Origin of the sequence: Nocardia implantans (assembly GCF_035544775.1) — a bacterium.
GTDB lineage: Bacteria > Actinomycetota > Actinomycetes > Mycobacteriales > Mycobacteriaceae > Nocardia > Nocardia implantans.
Genome location: NZ_JAYKYQ010000005.1, coordinates 22,342 through 37,624 on the forward strand (window position 1 = coordinate 22,342; position 15,283 = coordinate 37,624).

Consider the following 15,283-nt stretch of genomic DNA (forward strand, 5'->3'; position numbering starts at 1 on the left):
GGTCTACTCCTGGGGAACGGCGGGAACTGCCGGGTGATCCGCGGCTGTGCGCGTGGCGCGCAACATGATCCCGGTGCTCGTCTCCCCACCCCGGCGGTGCTCGTTCATCAACTCGACGAGCCGCTCGTTGTCGTGGCGGGCGAGCGCTTCGATCATCTGGTCGTGTTCGGCCACCACGCGCGCACGGGCGGCCGGGTCGTAGAGATAGGCGGCGTGGTACGGCATGGCCAGCGTCCACAGCCGGCGCACTTCGGCGACCACCAGGTTCAGTGGTGATCGGTCGAAGATCGCGAAGTGGAAGGCGTGGTTGTGCAGCCGCATGGCGAGTACGTCACCGTGCTCAGCGGCGGCGACCACCAGTTCGGCGGCCCGGGTGACCTCGGCGAGGGCGTCTTCGGGAAACAGCGGAAGCGACCGCAGCACCTCGGGCTCGAGCGCGGCGCGCATGAGGTAGATCTGGTCGAAGTCGGACTGTTGCAGACGGGCTACCGTATAGCCGACATTGGGCTCGTGCTCGACCAGGCCTTCGGCGGTGAGGTGGCGCAAGGCTTCGCGGATCGGCAGTCGGCTGACGCCGAGTCGCTCAGCCATCAGGACCTGGCGGATCGGCTGACCCGGCAGCAGTTCACCGCTCACGATCAGCCGCTCGATCTCCTCGACCACCCGTCCGGTGGCCCGGCCGACGTCGCGACCGCCCTCCGCCGCCGCTGCACTGCCGGTTCGCTTGCTCACGGATTCCCGAAGATACCAGCCGCCCGCAGCGCCGCGATCCGCTCGGCGCTGTAGCCCATGGCGCTCAGCACGGCTGCGGTGTCGGCGCCACGCGGCACCGCAGGGCGCGGGGTGCGGTACGGGGACCGACTCAGCTTGATCGGCACCCCGACGCCCCGATAGTCCTCCGTCTCGAGAAACAGGCCGCGATGCCGCGTCTGCGCGGCCCGCAACGCCTCGTCCACGGTGTTGACCGGTGCGGCGGCCACTCCGACCTGTTCCAGGCGCAGCGCCAGCTCCTGCCGCGACCACGGCGCGATCCGCTCGGCGAGGATCGCGACGAGCTCTTCACGGTGGGCGTGGCGCCGGCCGTTGGTGGTGAAGCGTGCGTCGTCGGCGAGTTCGGGCACCCCGAGAGTCTCGGCGAGCGAACGGAACTGTCGGTCGTTGGCCGCGCTGACGAAGAAGTCGCCGTCGGCGGCACGGAATACTTGGTAGGGCACCACCGTCGGATGGAAGTCCCCGGTCCGCTGCGGCACCTTGCCGCTGGCGACCCAGTTGGCCGCGTGCGGATGCAGGAGGGAGATGACCGAGTCCAGCAGCGCCAGGTCGACCAACTGCCCCCGGCCGCTGCGCTCGCGCTCGAACAGCGCCAGCAGGATTCCGTTGACCGCGAAGTTGGCCGTGACGATGTCGACGATCGGCACCCCGACCCGCAGTGGGTTCCCGTCCGGGTAGCCGTTGATGCTCATCAGCCCGCCGAAGGACTGCAGCACCGCGTCGTAACCGGGCAGCCCGCCCATCGGCCCGTCCACGCCGAAACCGGTGATGCGGCAGTAGATCAGGCGCGGATGCCGCTGCGCCAGCACCGTCTCGAAATCGAATCCCCAGCGCGCCATGGTGCCCGCCTTGAAGTTCTCGATCACGACGTCGGCGCAGGCGAGCAGGTGCGCGAGGATCTCGCGGCCCTCGTCGGTGCGCAGGTCGAGACCGATGTTCTCCTTGCTGTGGTTGAGACTGGCGTAGTACGCGCTGCTGGCGCCCTCGTCCACGAACGGCGGGCCCCAGCAGCGGGTTTCATCACCGCCTGGCCCCTCCACCTTGATGACCTCGGCGCCCTGATCGGCCAGCATCTGCGCGGTGTACGGGCCAGCCAGCACACGGCTCAGATCCAGCACGCGCAGCCCGCTCAATACGCCGGCGCCGGTCGTGGTGTCCGCGGCGCGCCAGGCGGCGCGGCCGTCGACGCCCGTCGCGTCGGTGGTGACGATAGTCATCGCGAATACCTTTCTGCGGCAACAGCGTCGGTTGACTCCGCACCGATGATCAGATCCCATGGATCGGCGCCCTCGTCCAGGATTTGCCCGGCCAGGACCTCCGACCAGTACCGCTCCGAGCCGTAGCGGTTGCGCCAGCTCCACAGCGCGGTGGTCGAGCGCCCGAGCATGTGCTCGGAGGTGAATCCGATGGCGCCGTGGATCTGGTGCCCGGCGGCGGCCACCTCCCGGGCCGACGCGGAGGTCACCACCTTGGCGGCCGCGATCGCGGTGCGGCGAGCCGTGTGGTCGGCGGTCGCGGCGGCCTCGGTCGCCGTCTCCATCAACGCGGTCGACGCGGCGAGGCCGGCGAGTCGTTGCTGGATGGCCTGGAACTTGGCGAGGGGGCGACCGAACTGGACTCGCTCGGCGGCATAGCGCAGCGTCCGATCGCGGACCGCACCCGCTGCCGCGGTCAGCGCCACCGCGTACGCGAGTGCTCCGCGTTCCTCGACTTCGGTTGTGTCCACTGGGGATCGGTACAGCCGGACGGGCGTGCCGTCGAAGCGGTAGTCGTCGAGTGCGGCACCCAGCAGGTCGCTGCCTCTCTCCGAGCTGATGCCGGCCGCGTCGGCCGCCACGATCGCGACCGATGGTCGCTCACCCGCGCCGGACGCGGGCAACAACACCACCAGCAGTTGGGCGTCGGACCCGTGGACGACGCCGGTGACGATGCCGTCGAGCACGACACCGTCGCCGGTGTCGCGTGCAGTGCAGCCCTCGCGAGCGATGGCGAGGGTGGCGGGCTGATTCGCCGGGTTGCCGGTGCACTCGGCGACCAGACGGCTCGCCAGCACGGTGTGCTCGAGCAGCATGGTGAGAGCGCCGTGCCGGGCGACCGCGTGCAGCACCGACAGCGCGTCGGCCGTGCTTCCGCCGCTGCCGCCCTGCGCCTCCGGGATCCCGATCTCGGTGAAGCCTGCCTCGGTGAGCGCGGCCCACAGCGCGCCGTCGGTTCCCCCAGCGGGCGTAGTGGTGTCGATCCCGACGCGCTCGGCCATCGAGGCGACCGCCGAGATCAACTCGGGGTTGAGGTAGGTCATCGCAATCCCACTCCGCGCGCGACGATTCCGCGCAAGATCTCGTTCGTGCCGCCCCGCAGGGTGAACGCCGGTGTGTGCAGTACCCCGGCGGCGAGGAGGCGGGCGAACGCATCGCCGCCATGGCGCCGGGGCTCGGTCTCGACGCAGGCGCGAATGGCCTCCACGAGGTCGCCCTCGAAGGTGGAGCCGAGATCTTTCACCATCGCCGCGAGGACGTCGGGCTTGCGGCCCGCGGCGAGTTCGGCGGTGACGGCGAGTGACATCCGGCGCAGCGCCCAGGCGTGCGCGGTCAGCCAACCGAGTGTGACGCGCTGCTGCTCGGTGGCGCCGGTGCGGCGCAGCCGCTCGGCCCACGCGCGCAGCAGCGGCATGGTCGACAGGTAGCGCTCGGGGCCGGACCGTTCGAAGGCGAGCTCGCTCATCACCTGAGTCCAGCCCGCACCGCGCCGACCGAGCAGGGCGTCGGCGCCGACCTGCGCGTCGTGGAAGACGACCTCGTTGAAGTGCGCGCCGCCGTCGATGCTGCGCAGCGGGCGTACCTCGATATCCGCGTGCGACAGGTCGACCACGAACTGCGACAGCCCGGTGTGCCGGTCACCAGGACCGCCGTCGGTGCGGGCCAGCAACACCATGGCGTGCGCCACGTGCGCTCCGGTGGTCCAGACCTTGGTGCCGCTGATCGTCCACGAGCCGTCGGAGCGCTCCACCGCCTTCGTGCGCACCGCGGCGAGGTCGGAGCCGGCGTCGGGCTCGCTCATCCCGATGGCGAAGAACAGCTCACCGGCCGCGATGCCGGGCAGGTAGCGCTGCTTCTGCTGCTCCGTGCCGTTGGCCGAGATGCTCGGCGCCATCTGCCGGTCGGCGATCCAGTGCGCGGCGACCGGTGCACCGTGAGCGAGAAGTTCCTCGGTGACCACGAAGCGTTCGAGGAGGGGACGCTCGTGCCCGCCATAGCGTTTCGGCAGCGTCATGCCGAGCCAACCGCGCGCCCCCAGCCGGGCGCTGAACGCCGGATCGAACCCGCTCATCCAGTTGTCCGGCGCGGGGGAGAAGGAACCGGCGTCGAGTTCCGCGCGCAAGAAGGCGCGCACCTCGCCGCGGACCCGCCGCAGCTCGGCGTCCGCGGCGGGGGAGCCGCCGGGCGCAGTGGACACGGCGGTCATCGTCCGGGCCCCCGCGACGACCAGGAACTCTCGCCCTTGCGCGACATCGACCACATCTGCACACCGCGCTCGATCTCGAGGGCCGACGACCAGCTCACCGCGGGCGGGCCCAGTTCGAGCCGGGCGCTGTTCATGATGCGGCGGGTGAGTTCGGGATCGGCGGCGGCCGGGGCGGTGAGCTCCGCGATGCGCGCGTCGAGGTCGGACTCCGCGGCGGCCAGGTGTGCCAGGCCGCGGGCGACCGCGTCGGTACCGGTCAGCGACAGACCGCAGGCGGCAAGCGCGATGGTGCTCGACCAGCCGACGGCACGGCCGAGCAGTGCCAGGTGCCCGCCGCCGGGGTGGATGCCGCGAGCGAGGAATCCGCTCTCCAGCCGCGCCTCGGGCGTGACCACCAAGAGGTCGGTGGCCATGGCGAGGTTGAGTCCGGCGCCGACCGCGCCGCCGACCACTCGTGAGATGGTGGGAACGGGCAGCATGCCGACCCGGACGAAGGCGCCGTAGACCGCTGACGTGCGGCTCACCGCTTCGGGGGAGGCGGGGTCGGCCGAGGATGTCGCCAGGTCGCGGGTGTCGGCGCCGCTGCAGAAGTAGGAGCCCGCCGCGCGCACCACGACCGCGCCGATGCCGGGGTCGGTCTCCACCCGGGTGCAGAAGTCACCGATCAGCGCGGCCATCTCCAAGGTGATCGCGTTCTTGCGGCGCGGATTGTTGAGTGTCAATTGCGCGACACCGTCCGTGAAGTCGGTCAGGACCGGCGGCTCGGACGGGGCGCCGACCGGATTGTCAGGCGTCATGGGGCCACGGTAGCAGATTGGATCCAAAATAAAATCCAATGATGATTGACAATCCTGACGTCCGGCTCGGAGAGTGTGCAGAGGCAGGACGTCACCCCTGCGATCTGGTGACGAATCGACGAAAGGTGAACTCGTGTTCGAATTGAATGGGCGAATCGCCCTGGTCACCGGTGCGGGCCAGAGCGTGGGGGAGGGCATCGCGACGGTGCTGGCGCGTCAAGGGGCGACAGTCGTGGTGAACGATTTGTTCGCCGATCGCGCGGAGCGGGTGGCGACGGACATCGTCGCCGAGGGCAACAAGGCCATCGCCAGGGCGTTCGACGTCACGGACTACCAGGCGACGGTCGACGCCGTTCGCTCGGCCGAGGCCGAGCTGGGGGGCCACGTGAACATCCTGGTGAACAACGCCGGCGTAGCCGAGGATCGGGTCAGCAAGCCGTTCCGGGAGCTGACGCCCGAGCAGTGGCCGCCGTCGATCGACCTCAACATCTACGGCGCGATGAACTGCATCAAGGCGGTCATCGACGGCATGTGCGACAACGGCTGGGGCCGTGTCGTGCAGATCTCGTCGGGGTCGGCGCGCACCGGCCAGAACATCAATGTCTCCATGTACGCCACCGGCAAGAGCGGCATCGAAGGCTTCATCCGTCATCTCGCCGCCGAAACCGGGCAGTACGGCGTGACCGCCAATATCGTCGCTCTCGGCCTGCAGGCCAACCTGGTGCACAAGATGCCGCCGGAACAGATCGAGCGGCTGATCGCCGGTATCCCGATCGGGCGCTTGGGCGACCCGATCGAGGTCGGCGCGTTCTGCGCGTACCTGGCCTCGAACGAAGCCGGGGGAATGACCGGACAGACGCTCGACTTCAACGGCGGGTCGCAGACCCGATGAGCGGGACCCCGACGCCGGGAGTGAGTCTCTCGCTCACCGCGATCCGCGTCACCGACCTGGCGCGGTCGGCCAAGTTCTACACCGCAGGATGCGGATTCTCCGAAGAGCGGTCCTTCACCACCGACACCTTCGACGCGGTGATCCTGCGGGCCGGAACGGCCGGAGTGGAACTCATCGCACCGCATGGCGCTCCCGCGGCACCCGACCACGGCACCATGCTCGTGAAATTGGTCCTGAACACCGAGGACGTGGCCGGGCTGCTGGACACTGCTTGCGCGCACGGCGGCACCGGGGAAATGCCCGCGACCACGCTGGCCCGGTTCGGCGGCCGCACCATCGGCAAGGTGCGTGACCCCGACGGCTATTTGATCGAGGTCGTGAGTTCCACCGCGCAGCCGAACGACCGCTGAGCGGGATGACCGGGCGTGACGGTGCCGCGCGAGGTCTAGCGTGACGCCGTTCACACCCGGACCGGAGAGATGGAGTGCAGTCGACGATGAGCTGGGGCAGTACCTTTGACGTTGTAGTGGTGGGCTCGGGTGGCGCGGCCCTGGCGGGAGCGCTGGCAGCGACCCACCGGGGTCTGTCGACCTGCGTGATCGAGAAGACGGATCGTTTCGGCGGCACGTCGGCCTATTCCGGTGGCAGCGTCTGGTTGCCCGGCAATCACGTGCTGAAGCGGGACGGTGTCGACGATTCCGTCGAGAAGGGACTCGCCTACTTCTCCGCGCTCGTCGGTGACCGCACCCGCCCCGAGGTGCAGCGTGCCTACCTGGAGACCGGTCCGGTCGTCGCCGACTTCCTGGAGAACACGATCGGCATCCCACTCGAGCACCGGCCTTTCCCGGACTATTTCGACGCGCCGGGACGAAGCGCCAACGGGCGCAGCATCTTCGCCCGCCCGATCTCGGCGGAGGAGGTCGGTGACCGGCTGGGCGACATCCGGCCGGTCGTGCCGGTCGACCAGTTCGGGATCGAAATGGACCGGTCGATGCTCGACGGCGGCCAGGCCTGGATCGCCCGGATGATCCTCGCTCTGGACGCCTCGGGTCGCGCCGAGCTGAAACTGTCCACCCCGGCCACCGGCCTGGTGCAGGACGAGGAGGGGCGGGTCACCGGCGTCGTCGTCACCGGACCGGACGGCACGCAGACCCGCATCCGGGCGCGCGCGGGAGTATTGCTTGCCGCGGGCGGTTTCGAGCGTTCGGCGGAACTGCGCGCGAAGTGGCAGGACATGCCGACCGCCGACTGGAGTTCGTCGCACCCCGACACCGGCTCCGGCGACGCCGTCGCCTTGGCGCAGTCGGCGGGCGCCGAACTGGACCTTCTGGACCAGTCGTGGTGGTGTCCGGCCACCCTGTTCCCCAACGGCCATGCCGCGTTCACGCTCGGCGTGCGGGCCGGAATCTTCGTCGACGGCACCGGGCAGCGCTTCGCGAACGAGATGCTTCCTTACGACCGGATGGGCCGCGCGATGCGCGAACGGATGCGGCTCGGCCACGGCGACGCGTTCTGGTTCGTTTTCGACGACCGATCCGGTGACGATCTGCCCGCCATCTGCGTCCCCTCGCCCGACCGCGAGGAACTCTCGGCGGCCGGGTTGTGGCACACCGCAGGCGACATCGCCGAACTCGCCGGCGCGATCGGCGTCGATCCCCAGCGACTGGTCGCGACGGTGCGCCGGTTCAACAAGTTCGCCGAGCGCGGCCGGGACGCGGACTTCGACCGCGGCGAGGACCCGTTCGGCCGCTTCTTCGTGGGTGCGACCTCGGCGCAGCCGTGCCTGCGCCCGCTCGACGGCTCCCGCTTCCACGCGGTCCGGCTGGTCCTCGGCGATCTCGGCACCAAGGGCGGCGCGGTGATCGGCCCCGAAGGCGCGGTCGAGCGGGGCGACGGCTCGGTGATTGCCGGCCTCTACGCCGCGGGCAACTCCGCGGCCTCGGTAGCGGGGCCGGTCTATCCAGGCCCCGGCGTGCCGCTGGGCTCCGGCATGGTGATGGCCTACCGCGCCGTGGCCGACATGGCCGGTCGGCTCAGCGGAGCTGACGCCGCCGCATCCTGACCGGCCGCGGGGCGGGGGGGGCGCCCCCCCCCCCCCCCCCCCCCCGTTGGTGGGGCACCGCCGCCGGGGCGGCGCCGCCCCCCCGCCCCCCGGCAGGGGGAGTCTGCCGGTCTCGGCCATCGCCGAATTCGTCGTGCGCGGCATGGCGGAGCGCAAGACCCACATCCTCCCCGCACCCCGACTGGCCCCCGCTGTGGGTCGAGCGGGTGGAGCGGGTCACGGCGCAGGCGAATCCGGCCGCCACTGGTGCCTGACCCGGCTACCGATACGTCGTAGGAGTCGCCATGCCTGTACCTTCGCTGGATCCCGACGTCGCGGCGCGTATCGCCCGCCTCGGGCCGATACCGTCGATGCGCTCGCGCGGCATCGAGGCAGTCCGAACCGGCGTCGAAGCCATGCCGCTGCCCGCGGGCATGCCGTCGATGGCGCAGATCGAGGACCTCGCTGTTCCCGGCCCGTACGGTGACATCCCGTTGCGGGTGTACCGACCCGCGATGGACTCCGCCGCGCCGGTCGTCGTGCACTTGCACGGGGGCGGGCTGGCCATGGGTTCCAACGCCTCCTTCGAACCGCTCGCACGGCAGTTGGCCGCCGCGAGCGCGGCGACGGTGGTCGGCGTCGACTACCGGCTGGCCCCGGAATGGCCCGCTCCCGTGCAGGTCGAGGAGGCATACGCGGCTACCGCCTGGGTCGCCGAGAACGCGGCCGCGTTCCGGGTCGACGCCGCTCGGCTGGCGGTGCTCGGCGACAGCGCCGGCGGGGGACTGGCAGCCGGAGTCGCCCTTTTGGCCCGCGATCGCGGTGGCCCCGCGTTGTTCGCCCAGGTACTGCTGTATCCGGGACTGGACCGGGACATGGGCGCGGCGTCCGTGGTGGAGATGCCCGACGCGCCGACTCTCCTGCGTGACGACATCACCTATCTGCACGAACTCGCCGATACCGGCGCCGCGGATCCGCCCGACTGTTACCGGGTTCCCGCCTACGCCGCCGACTTGTCCGGGCTGCCCCAGGCGATCGTGGCCACCGCCGAATGCGATCCCATCCGCGATTGGGGCGAACGCTACGCCTCCCGGCTGCGCGACGCTCGCGTGCAGACCACGTTGACCCGCTATCCCGGCGTGTTGCACGGTTTCCTGATGCGGCCGGAGAACTCGGCCCGGGGGATGCTCGCTGTGGCCGAGACCGGCGCACTGTTGCGCGCCAAGTTCGCCTGCGCACAGCAGCCGCCGGTCACTTCACCAGAAGCGTGATCGAACGCTTACTCCGAGCCGACGTCGCGGTGAGTGGGCCGGTAACAGGTAGTGCCCGTGACGTCGGCTTCGTTTCGTTTTCGCCTGGCAGTCCGCCCGAGCAGGAATGGACCTGACGCCGACCGGCATGACGGCGAGGAACCGGACGCCCAGGCGGCGGACCAGCCGGAGGCCCTGCGGCGGATCGGCGGTTCCATGGGCTCTGGGCTGGGACAGAAGTAGCCCGGACGGACAACCGGTATCGGCGGCCCCAGGAGAGGTGAACACGCACGCGAGCACGATCCGGCGCAGTACTGTCTAATGCGACGCCAGGTCGGCCGCCACGCAACGTTCCCAGATCTCGCGGGCTGCCATCCGGACGGGACCGACCAGCTTGCGGTAGTCGAGCGTGGTGACCGGCGCGCAGATCGAGATGCCGGCCAAGTTGCCGTAGATGTGGTCCGGCGGACCGATGGAGACGCCGACACAGCCGATGCCGGAGAACGCCTCACCACGATCGAACGCGGCGCCACGATCCCGGATGGCGGCGAGTTCCTCCTCCAGCTTGGCGTCGGTGGCGATGCTCTGCGTAGTACGCCGTAACAGCTCACCGCCGTCGGTGTGCTGCAGCGCGCGCACGACATGCGGATCGCGAGTCGCCTCGGCGAAGGCCAGCTGCACCTTGCCCACGGCGGTCAGGTGTGCGGGCACCCGCTGACCGACCGCTGTCGGCGTCGGCCCCGACGAGCGGCCGTTGACCTTCGCGAGGTAGACGGCGTCGCCGTGGTCGACCACGGCGAGTTGGATGGTGAGGCCCGTCTGATGGGCGAATGCCTGCATGACCGGGCGCGCTCCCTGCAGCAGCCGATTCTGATTGAGCGCGGCCTGACCCATCTCGTACGCCTTGACGCCGAGTTCGTAGGTCTGCTCGGGCGAGCGCGCGAGCCAGCCCGCGCTCGCGAGCTGCTCCAGCAGGCGGTGCACCGACGACCGGGGCAGACCGGTCCGGGACGTCACCTGAGCCAAGGTCAGCGGCCCGACACCATTGAACGTCTCCAGCACCAGGGATATCCGCTCGACCACCGAAACCGGCACCCCGGCGGGACTTGATGTTCTCACTCGACCTCCCAGCGCTCATCACATCGCTGTGACATGGGTCACGGTACTACCACGTGCATGTGGGCATCAAACCGCCCGTGACAAGCGTGCGCACCACCATCGCACGAGTCCTGGAGCGCTTCCCGATCAGCGAGACATTCCCGTCTGCCGCGCTCCCGCGCGCCATAGCCTCGCGAGGCCCGGATCCGACCGGAACGGGGAACGCACCATCGACGAGCAGGAGGGCGGATGTCCACGGAGACAAGTGCCGGTCCGGATGTCCTCGCGGATCCGGCGACGACGGCGCCGCGCGGCAGTCGTGTCCGTGTGATCGAGGTGATCGAGGAGACCGCCGACGCGCGTTCCTTCGTCGTGGAACCGCTCGGAGGTGACGGCGACAACGGCTATCGGGCCGGTCAGTTCCTCACTGTCCGGGTGCCCGATGTCGGCACCGGTTCCGCGCGCTGCTACTCGCTGTCGAGTTCGCCCTACAGCGACGCCGCGATGAAGTTCACCGTCAAGCGGGTGGCGGGCGGCCACGGATCCAACTGGCTCTGTGACACGGTCGGCGCCGGAGACGAACTCGAGGTGCTGCCGCCTGCGGGCACCTTCACGCCTGCCTCGCTCGACGAGTCGGTGGTCCTCGTGGCGGGGGGCAGCGGTATCACCCCGGTCATCGCGATCGCCAAGTCGATCCTGTTCGCCGGCAGCGGTGACGTCGTGTTGATCTACGCCAACCGGGATCAGGACTCGGTCATCTTCGCGCGCGAGCTGCAACAGCTCGAGCGCCGCTTCGCCGACCGGCTCTCGGTGATTCACGTGCTCGAGTCGGTGCAGGGCTATCCGACGCGGCGCACGTTGTCGATGCTCGTGCGCCCCTTGCGCGACCGCGCGGTCTACATCTGCGGCCCGACGCCCTTGATGGATCTCGCCGCGCAGGTGTGCGCGGCGGAAGGCTTCCCCGCGTCCCGGGTGCACTCCGAACGCTTCCTGTCCCTACAGGCCGACCCGTTCACCGACGCGGAACCCGGTGACGACCGAGATGCTTCGGGCGAAGTGGTGTGCCGGATCCGGGTGAGCATCGACGGCACGGAACGCCAGGTGCCGTGGACGGCGGGCCGCAAGTTGCTCGACGCCTTGCTGGCCGCCGGTGTCGAGGCGCCGTACTCCTGCCGCGAAGGCGCATGCAGCGCCTGTGTGTGCTCCCTGACGGAGGGGCGGGTGACCATGGCGCGCAACGAGATCCTCACCGAGGACGACCTCGCCGAAGGCTACATCCTGGCCTGCCAGGCCGAACCGGTCACCGACGAGATCGCGATCGAGTACTGAGCGGCAGATCGGCGCCCCGGAAACCTGTCCCACTCAGCAGGAGACGCGCGTCACACCGGGAGTTCCGCTGACAAGCTGATCACAGTGCGACGAGATTCGCGGTCGCAGCCATCTGACCAGGAGGTATTGTGACTTCCACCTCGCAAACCGGAGACCGGGTCCGTGTCATCGACACCGGCCTGCCGCCCGAGCGATACGCCCGCGGCTGGCACTGCCTCGGACTGGTCCGCGACTTCGCGGACGGCCGTCCGCATCAGGTCCGCGCGTTCGGCACCGAGCTCGTCGTGTTCGCAGGCGAAGACGGAAAGCTGAACGTGCTCAACGCCTTCTGCCCCCACATGGGTGGCAACCTGGCGCACGGGACGGTGAAGGGCGACACGATCGCGTGCCCCTTCCACGACTGGCGCTGGCGCGGTGACGGCAAATGCGCCGAGATCCCCTACGCCCGGCGAGTTCCGCCGCTCGCGCGGACCAAGTCGTGGCAGACGATGGAGATCAGCGGTCAGTTGTTCATCTGGCACGATCCGCAGGGGCGCAAGGCCCCCGCCGAACTGACGATTCCGGAGATTCCCGCTTACGGTGATCCGGGCTGGACGGACTGGGTGTGGAACTCCATCGTCGTCGAGGGCTCGCACTGCCGCGAGATCGTCGACAACGTCGTGGACATGGCGCACTTCTTCTACGTCCACTACGGCATGCCGACCTACTTCCGCAACGTCTTCGAGGGCCACACCGCCACCCAATTCATGCGGTCGCGTCCACGCGCGGACGCGGTGGGCGTCAGCCAGAACACCGATTCCGGTCTCGAAAGCCGTTCCGATGCTACATATTACGGACCGTCCTACATGGTGGACGCGCTCTGGAGCGCGCAGTACGCCGACCGGCCAGAGCCGAACATCTACCTCATCAACTGCCACTACCCGATCACCCCGACCTCCTTCCGCCTGCAATACGGCGTGATCGTGGAGAAACCGGCAGGCATGGACGACGACGCCGCGAACGCGATGGCCGCCGCGGTGGGGCGAGGCATCGCCATCGGCTTCGAGCAGGACGTCGAGATCTGGAAGAACAAGGCGCGCATCGACAATCCGCTGCTGTGCGAGGAAGACGGGCCGGTCTACCAGCTGCGCCGCTGGTACGAGCAGTTCTACGTCGATGTGGAAGACGTCAAGCCAGAGATGGTCAACCGGTTCGAGTTCGAGATCGACACCGAGCGCGCTCTGCAGAACTGGCAGGCCGAGGTGGACGCCAACTTGGCCGCTGGCCGCAGCGCCATCGCCCCCAACCTGGCAGCGAACCGCGAGGCCGCGCCCACCGGTTCCTGACAACCAATCCTTCCCGAGACTTCACGGACCAGGAGTTCTGATGCCCCATACCGTCCTCGACAACATCGTCGCCATCGCCGATGAGATCCGCGCAGCCGCGGAGGAATCCGATTCGCTCGGCCGGCTGACCGATGGCATGGCCGCGCAGCTCAAGGAGGCCGGCCTCATCCGGCTGCTGCAGCGCAAGAAGTACAACGGCTACGAGGCGCACCCGCGAGAGTTCGCCGAGACCGTCATGAAGACCGCCAGCATCTACGGCTCGGCCGGCTGGGTCGGCGGCATCGTCGGCGTGCATCCCTGGCAGCTCGCCTTCGCCGACCCCAAGGTCCAGGACGAGGTGCTCGGCACGGATGGCGATACCTGGCAGGCCTCGCCCTATATGCCGGGCGGGATCGCGGTGCCTACCGACGGCGGCTACGTGATGAACGGGCGCTGGCAGTTCTCCTCCGGTACCGACCACTGCGACTGGATCTTCCTCGGCGCCATGGTCGGCGGCCCGGACGGCAAGCCGCTGATGCCGCCGCAGGGCCTGCATGTGATCCTGCCCCGTTCGGATTACGAGATCGTGGCGGATTCCTGGGACGTGGTCGGCCTGCGCGGCACCGGCAGCAAGGACATCGTCGTCGAGGACGCCTTCATCCCGAGTTACCGGGTGATGGACTCGGCGAAGGTCATGGACGGCACCGCGGCCAAGGAGTACGGCGTCACCGAGACGCTCTACAAGATGCCCTGGTCCACCATGTTCCCGCTGGGCATCACCTCGGCGACCATCGGCATCTGCGAAGGCGTGCTCGCCGCCGGAATCGCATACCAGCGCAATCGCGTCGGCGCCACCGGCACCGTCGTCAAGGACGACCCCTACGTCTTGCACGCGCTGGGTGAGTCCGCCTCGGAGATCGACGCCGCCCGTCAGCAGTTGCTGGCGAACGTCGATCGCATCTACGACATGGTCGACCGCGGCGAGGAGATCGACTTCGAGACGCGCGCCAAGGTACGCCGGGACCAGGCCCGCGCCGCGTGGCGCGCGGTGCGTGCGGCCGACGAGATCTTCGACCGGGCCGGCGGCAACGCGCTGCGCATGGACAACGCGCTGCAACGGTTCTGGCGCGACGGCCACGCGGGCCTGCACCACGCCATCCACGTCACGAGCACCACCTACCACGCCGCCGCCTTGGCGTCGCTGGGCGTGGAGGTCCCGCCGGGACCGCTGCGCGTGATGATCTGACCGGTTCGGAAAGGAACGCGAGCAACGATGACCGAAATCAAGGGGCTCGGCTACGTCCGGGTTCTCGCCACCGATATGGAGCGCTGGCGCGAACTCGGTTTCGAGGTACTGGGATTCGCGCCGGGCTTCGGCCCGGAAGAGGACGCCCTGCACTTCCGGATGGACGAGCGACCAGCCCGCATCACCGTCGAACGCGGTGACGTCGACCGGGTGACCGCGGTCGGCTGGGAGGTCCGGGACGGTCTCGCGCTGCGGCGGCTGGCCGAGCATCTGCAAGCCGCCGGATTCCAGACCACCCCGATGTCGCAGGAACTGGCGGACCTGCGCAAGGTCGAGGCCGGATTCAGCATGAAGGATCCCGGTGGCACGCCGCTCGAGTTCTTCCACGGCCCGGTGCTCGAGCACAGCCCCGTGCTGACCAAGTACGGTCAGCGTTTCGTCACGGGACAGCAAGGCATGGGCCATGTGGTGATGCCGACGACCAATTTCGACGAGTCCTTCGCCTTCTACAACGAGACGCTGGGCTTTCTGTCCCGCGGCGCGTTTCGGATGCCGACCCCGCCGGGGACGCCGCCGATGCGGATCCGGTTCATGGGGGTCAACCAGCGTCACCACAGCTTGGCGATCATGCCGAGTCTGGAGGGCCGGGATCCGGGGCTGATCCACGTGATGGTCGAGGTGGACGAGCTCGACGCGGTCGGCCGCGCCTATGACCAGGTGCTGGCCCGCGAGTTCCCGGTGTCCTCGACTCTGGGCAGGCACACCAACGACAAAATGATCTCCTTCTACGTCCGGGTGCCCGGCGGCTGGGACATCGAGTACGGCTACGGCGGCAAGCTCGTCGACGAGAGCTACTACACCGCCGAAGAGATCACCGCGGACAGCTACTGGGGCCACGAGTGGATGTGGATGCGGGAAATGAAGGAAGCACAGAAGACCGCGGCCGCCGAGACAGTCGGCTCCTGACGGCTGTCGGAAGTGTCTCGCGTGCCGGGACGGACCCATACCGCCCGTTCCCGGCACGCACACGTGGTGCGAAGAACCGCGGATCTCGAGGACCGATGGGCGGGAGCGCACCGTTCCGGAAGCCGTT

General features: G+C 69.3%; 14 protein-coding genes. 8 read left to right on the top strand and 6 right to left on the bottom strand.

Annotated features, from left to right (window positions below; translation table 11 throughout):
* Window positions 1-3 precede the first annotated feature (3 nt).
* Genes U3653_RS13335 through U3653_RS13355 form a run of 5 tightly spaced genes read right to left on the bottom strand, consistent with a single transcriptional unit; the run spans window position 4 to window position 5,030 of the window.
* The gene (locus tag U3653_RS13335) at window positions 4-732 is read right to left on the bottom strand and encodes a GntR family transcriptional regulator (RefSeq protein WP_195080273.1); all 729 of its coding nucleotides are present in this window, start codon (window positions 730-732) and stop codon (window positions 4-6) included.
* Window positions 729-1,988: a CaiB/BaiF CoA transferase family protein gene (locus tag U3653_RS13340; protein ID WP_195080272.1), complete on the bottom strand. Its 1,260-nt coding sequence runs from the start codon at window positions 1,986-1,988 to the stop codon at window positions 729-731. Before U3653_RS13340 ends, U3653_RS13335 begins: the two co-directional genes overlap by 4 nt.
* Window positions 1,985-3,070, bottom strand: coding sequence for an acyl-CoA dehydrogenase family protein (locus tag U3653_RS13345; RefSeq protein WP_195080271.1), 1,086 nt, complete (start codon window positions 3,068-3,070; stop codon window positions 1,985-1,987). Before U3653_RS13345 ends, U3653_RS13340 begins: the two co-directional genes overlap by 4 nt.
* A complete protein-coding gene (locus tag U3653_RS13350; protein WP_195080321.1) occupies window positions 3,067-4,233 on the bottom strand; it encodes an acyl-CoA dehydrogenase family protein in 1,167 nt (388 codons plus the stop codon). The genes U3653_RS13345 and U3653_RS13350 overlap by 4 nt, the downstream gene beginning before the upstream one ends.
* Entirely contained in the window at window positions 4,230-5,030 is an 801-nt protein-coding gene (locus U3653_RS13355) for an enoyl-CoA hydratase-related protein (RefSeq protein ID WP_195080270.1), read from the bottom strand. The genes U3653_RS13350 and U3653_RS13355 overlap by 4 nt, the downstream gene beginning before the upstream one ends.
* A 133-nt stretch (window positions 5,031-5,163) precedes the next feature.
* Here U3653_RS13355 and U3653_RS13360 point away from each other — a divergent pair, with 133 nt between their 5' ends.
* The 4 genes from U3653_RS13360 to U3653_RS13375 all read left to right on the top strand — a co-directional run bounded on the left by U3653_RS13360 (window position 5,164) and on the right by U3653_RS13375 (window position 9,234).
* On the top strand, window positions 5,164-5,922 hold the full coding sequence (locus U3653_RS13360; RefSeq protein WP_195080269.1) for an SDR family NAD(P)-dependent oxidoreductase: 759 nt from the start codon (window positions 5,164-5,166) through the stop codon (window positions 5,920-5,922).
* Window positions 5,919-6,332 (top strand): VOC family protein, encoded by a 414-nt coding sequence (locus U3653_RS13365; RefSeq protein WP_195080268.1) that lies wholly within the window; start codon window positions 5,919-5,921, stop codon window positions 6,330-6,332. Before U3653_RS13360 ends, U3653_RS13365 begins: the two co-directional genes overlap by 4 nt.
* A gap of 86 nt (window positions 6,333-6,418) precedes the next feature.
* Entirely contained in the window at window positions 6,419-7,984 is a 1,566-nt protein-coding gene (locus U3653_RS13370) for an FAD-dependent oxidoreductase (RefSeq protein WP_195080267.1), read from the top strand.
* Window positions 7,985-8,268: 284 nt separating this feature from the next.
* On the top strand, window positions 8,269-9,234 hold the full coding sequence (locus U3653_RS13375; protein ID WP_195080266.1) for an alpha/beta hydrolase: 966 nt from the start codon (window positions 8,269-8,271) through the stop codon (window positions 9,232-9,234).
* 297 nt (window positions 9,235-9,531) lie between these two features.
* Here the strand turns inward: U3653_RS13375 and U3653_RS13380 are convergent, their stop codons facing one another.
* Window positions 9,532-10,332, bottom strand: a complete 801-nt coding sequence (locus U3653_RS13380) for an IclR family transcriptional regulator (RefSeq protein WP_195080265.1) — start codon at window positions 10,330-10,332, stop codon at window positions 9,532-9,534.
* Between the two features lie 228 nt (window positions 10,333-10,560).
* Here U3653_RS13380 and U3653_RS13385 point away from each other — a divergent pair, with 228 nt between their 5' ends.
* From U3653_RS13385 to U3653_RS13400, 4 genes are all read left to right on the top strand, one after another.
* Complete coding sequence (locus U3653_RS13385) at window positions 10,561-11,640, top strand: 2Fe-2S iron-sulfur cluster-binding protein (protein ID WP_195080264.1); 1,080 nt, start codon at window positions 10,561-10,563, stop codon at window positions 11,638-11,640.
* 128 nt (window positions 11,641-11,768) lie between these two features.
* Window positions 11,769-12,965: a 3-ketosteroid-9-alpha-monooxygenase, oxygenase component gene (locus tag U3653_RS13390; protein WP_195080263.1), complete on the top strand. Its 1,197-nt coding sequence runs from the start codon at window positions 11,769-11,771 to the stop codon at window positions 12,963-12,965.
* 40 nt (window positions 12,966-13,005) lie between these two features.
* Window positions 13,006-14,190, top strand: a complete 1,185-nt coding sequence (locus U3653_RS13395; RefSeq protein WP_195080262.1) for an acyl-CoA dehydrogenase family protein — start codon at window positions 13,006-13,008, stop codon at window positions 14,188-14,190.
* Between the two features lie 27 nt (window positions 14,191-14,217).
* Window positions 14,218-15,156, top strand: a complete 939-nt coding sequence (locus U3653_RS13400; RefSeq protein WP_195080261.1) for a VOC family protein — start codon at window positions 14,218-14,220, stop codon at window positions 15,154-15,156.
* Window positions 15,157-15,283: the final 127 nt, after the last annotated feature.

What these genes read in the sequence shown, in the direction of transcription:
- U3653_RS13400 (WP_195080261.1), top strand. Translation starts at nt 14,218, where the DNA reads ATGACCGAAATCAAGGGGCTCGGCTACGTCCGGGTTCTCGCCACCGAT.
- U3653_RS13395 (WP_195080262.1), top strand. Translation starts at nt 13,006, where the DNA reads ATGCCCCATACCGTCCTCGACAACATCGTCGCCATCGCCGATGAGATC.
- U3653_RS13385 (WP_195080264.1), top strand. Translation starts at nt 10,561, where the DNA reads ATGTCCACGGAGACAAGTGCCGGTCCGGATGTCCTCGCGGATCCGGCG.
- U3653_RS13340 (WP_195080272.1), bottom strand. Translation starts at nt 1,988, where the DNA reads ATGACTATCGTCACCACCGACGCGACGGGCGTCGACGGCCGCGCCGCC.
- U3653_RS13350 (WP_195080321.1), bottom strand. Translation starts at nt 4,233, where the DNA reads ATGACCGCCGTGTCCACTGCGCCCGGCGGCTCCCCCGCCGCGGACGCC.
- U3653_RS13370 (WP_195080267.1), top strand. Translation starts at nt 6,419, where the DNA reads ATGAGCTGGGGCAGTACCTTTGACGTTGTAGTGGTGGGCTCGGGTGGC.
- U3653_RS13365 (WP_195080268.1), top strand. Translation starts at nt 5,919, where the DNA reads ATGAGCGGGACCCCGACGCCGGGAGTGAGTCTCTCGCTCACCGCGATC.
- U3653_RS13355 (WP_195080270.1), bottom strand. Translation starts at nt 5,030, where the DNA reads ATGACGCCTGACAATCCGGTCGGCGCCCCGTCCGAGCCGCCGGTCCTG.
- U3653_RS13345 (WP_195080271.1), bottom strand. Translation starts at nt 3,070, where the DNA reads ATGACCTACCTCAACCCCGAGTTGATCTCGGCGGTCGCCTCGATGGCC.
- U3653_RS13375 (WP_195080266.1), top strand. Translation starts at nt 8,269, where the DNA reads ATGCCTGTACCTTCGCTGGATCCCGACGTCGCGGCGCGTATCGCCCGC.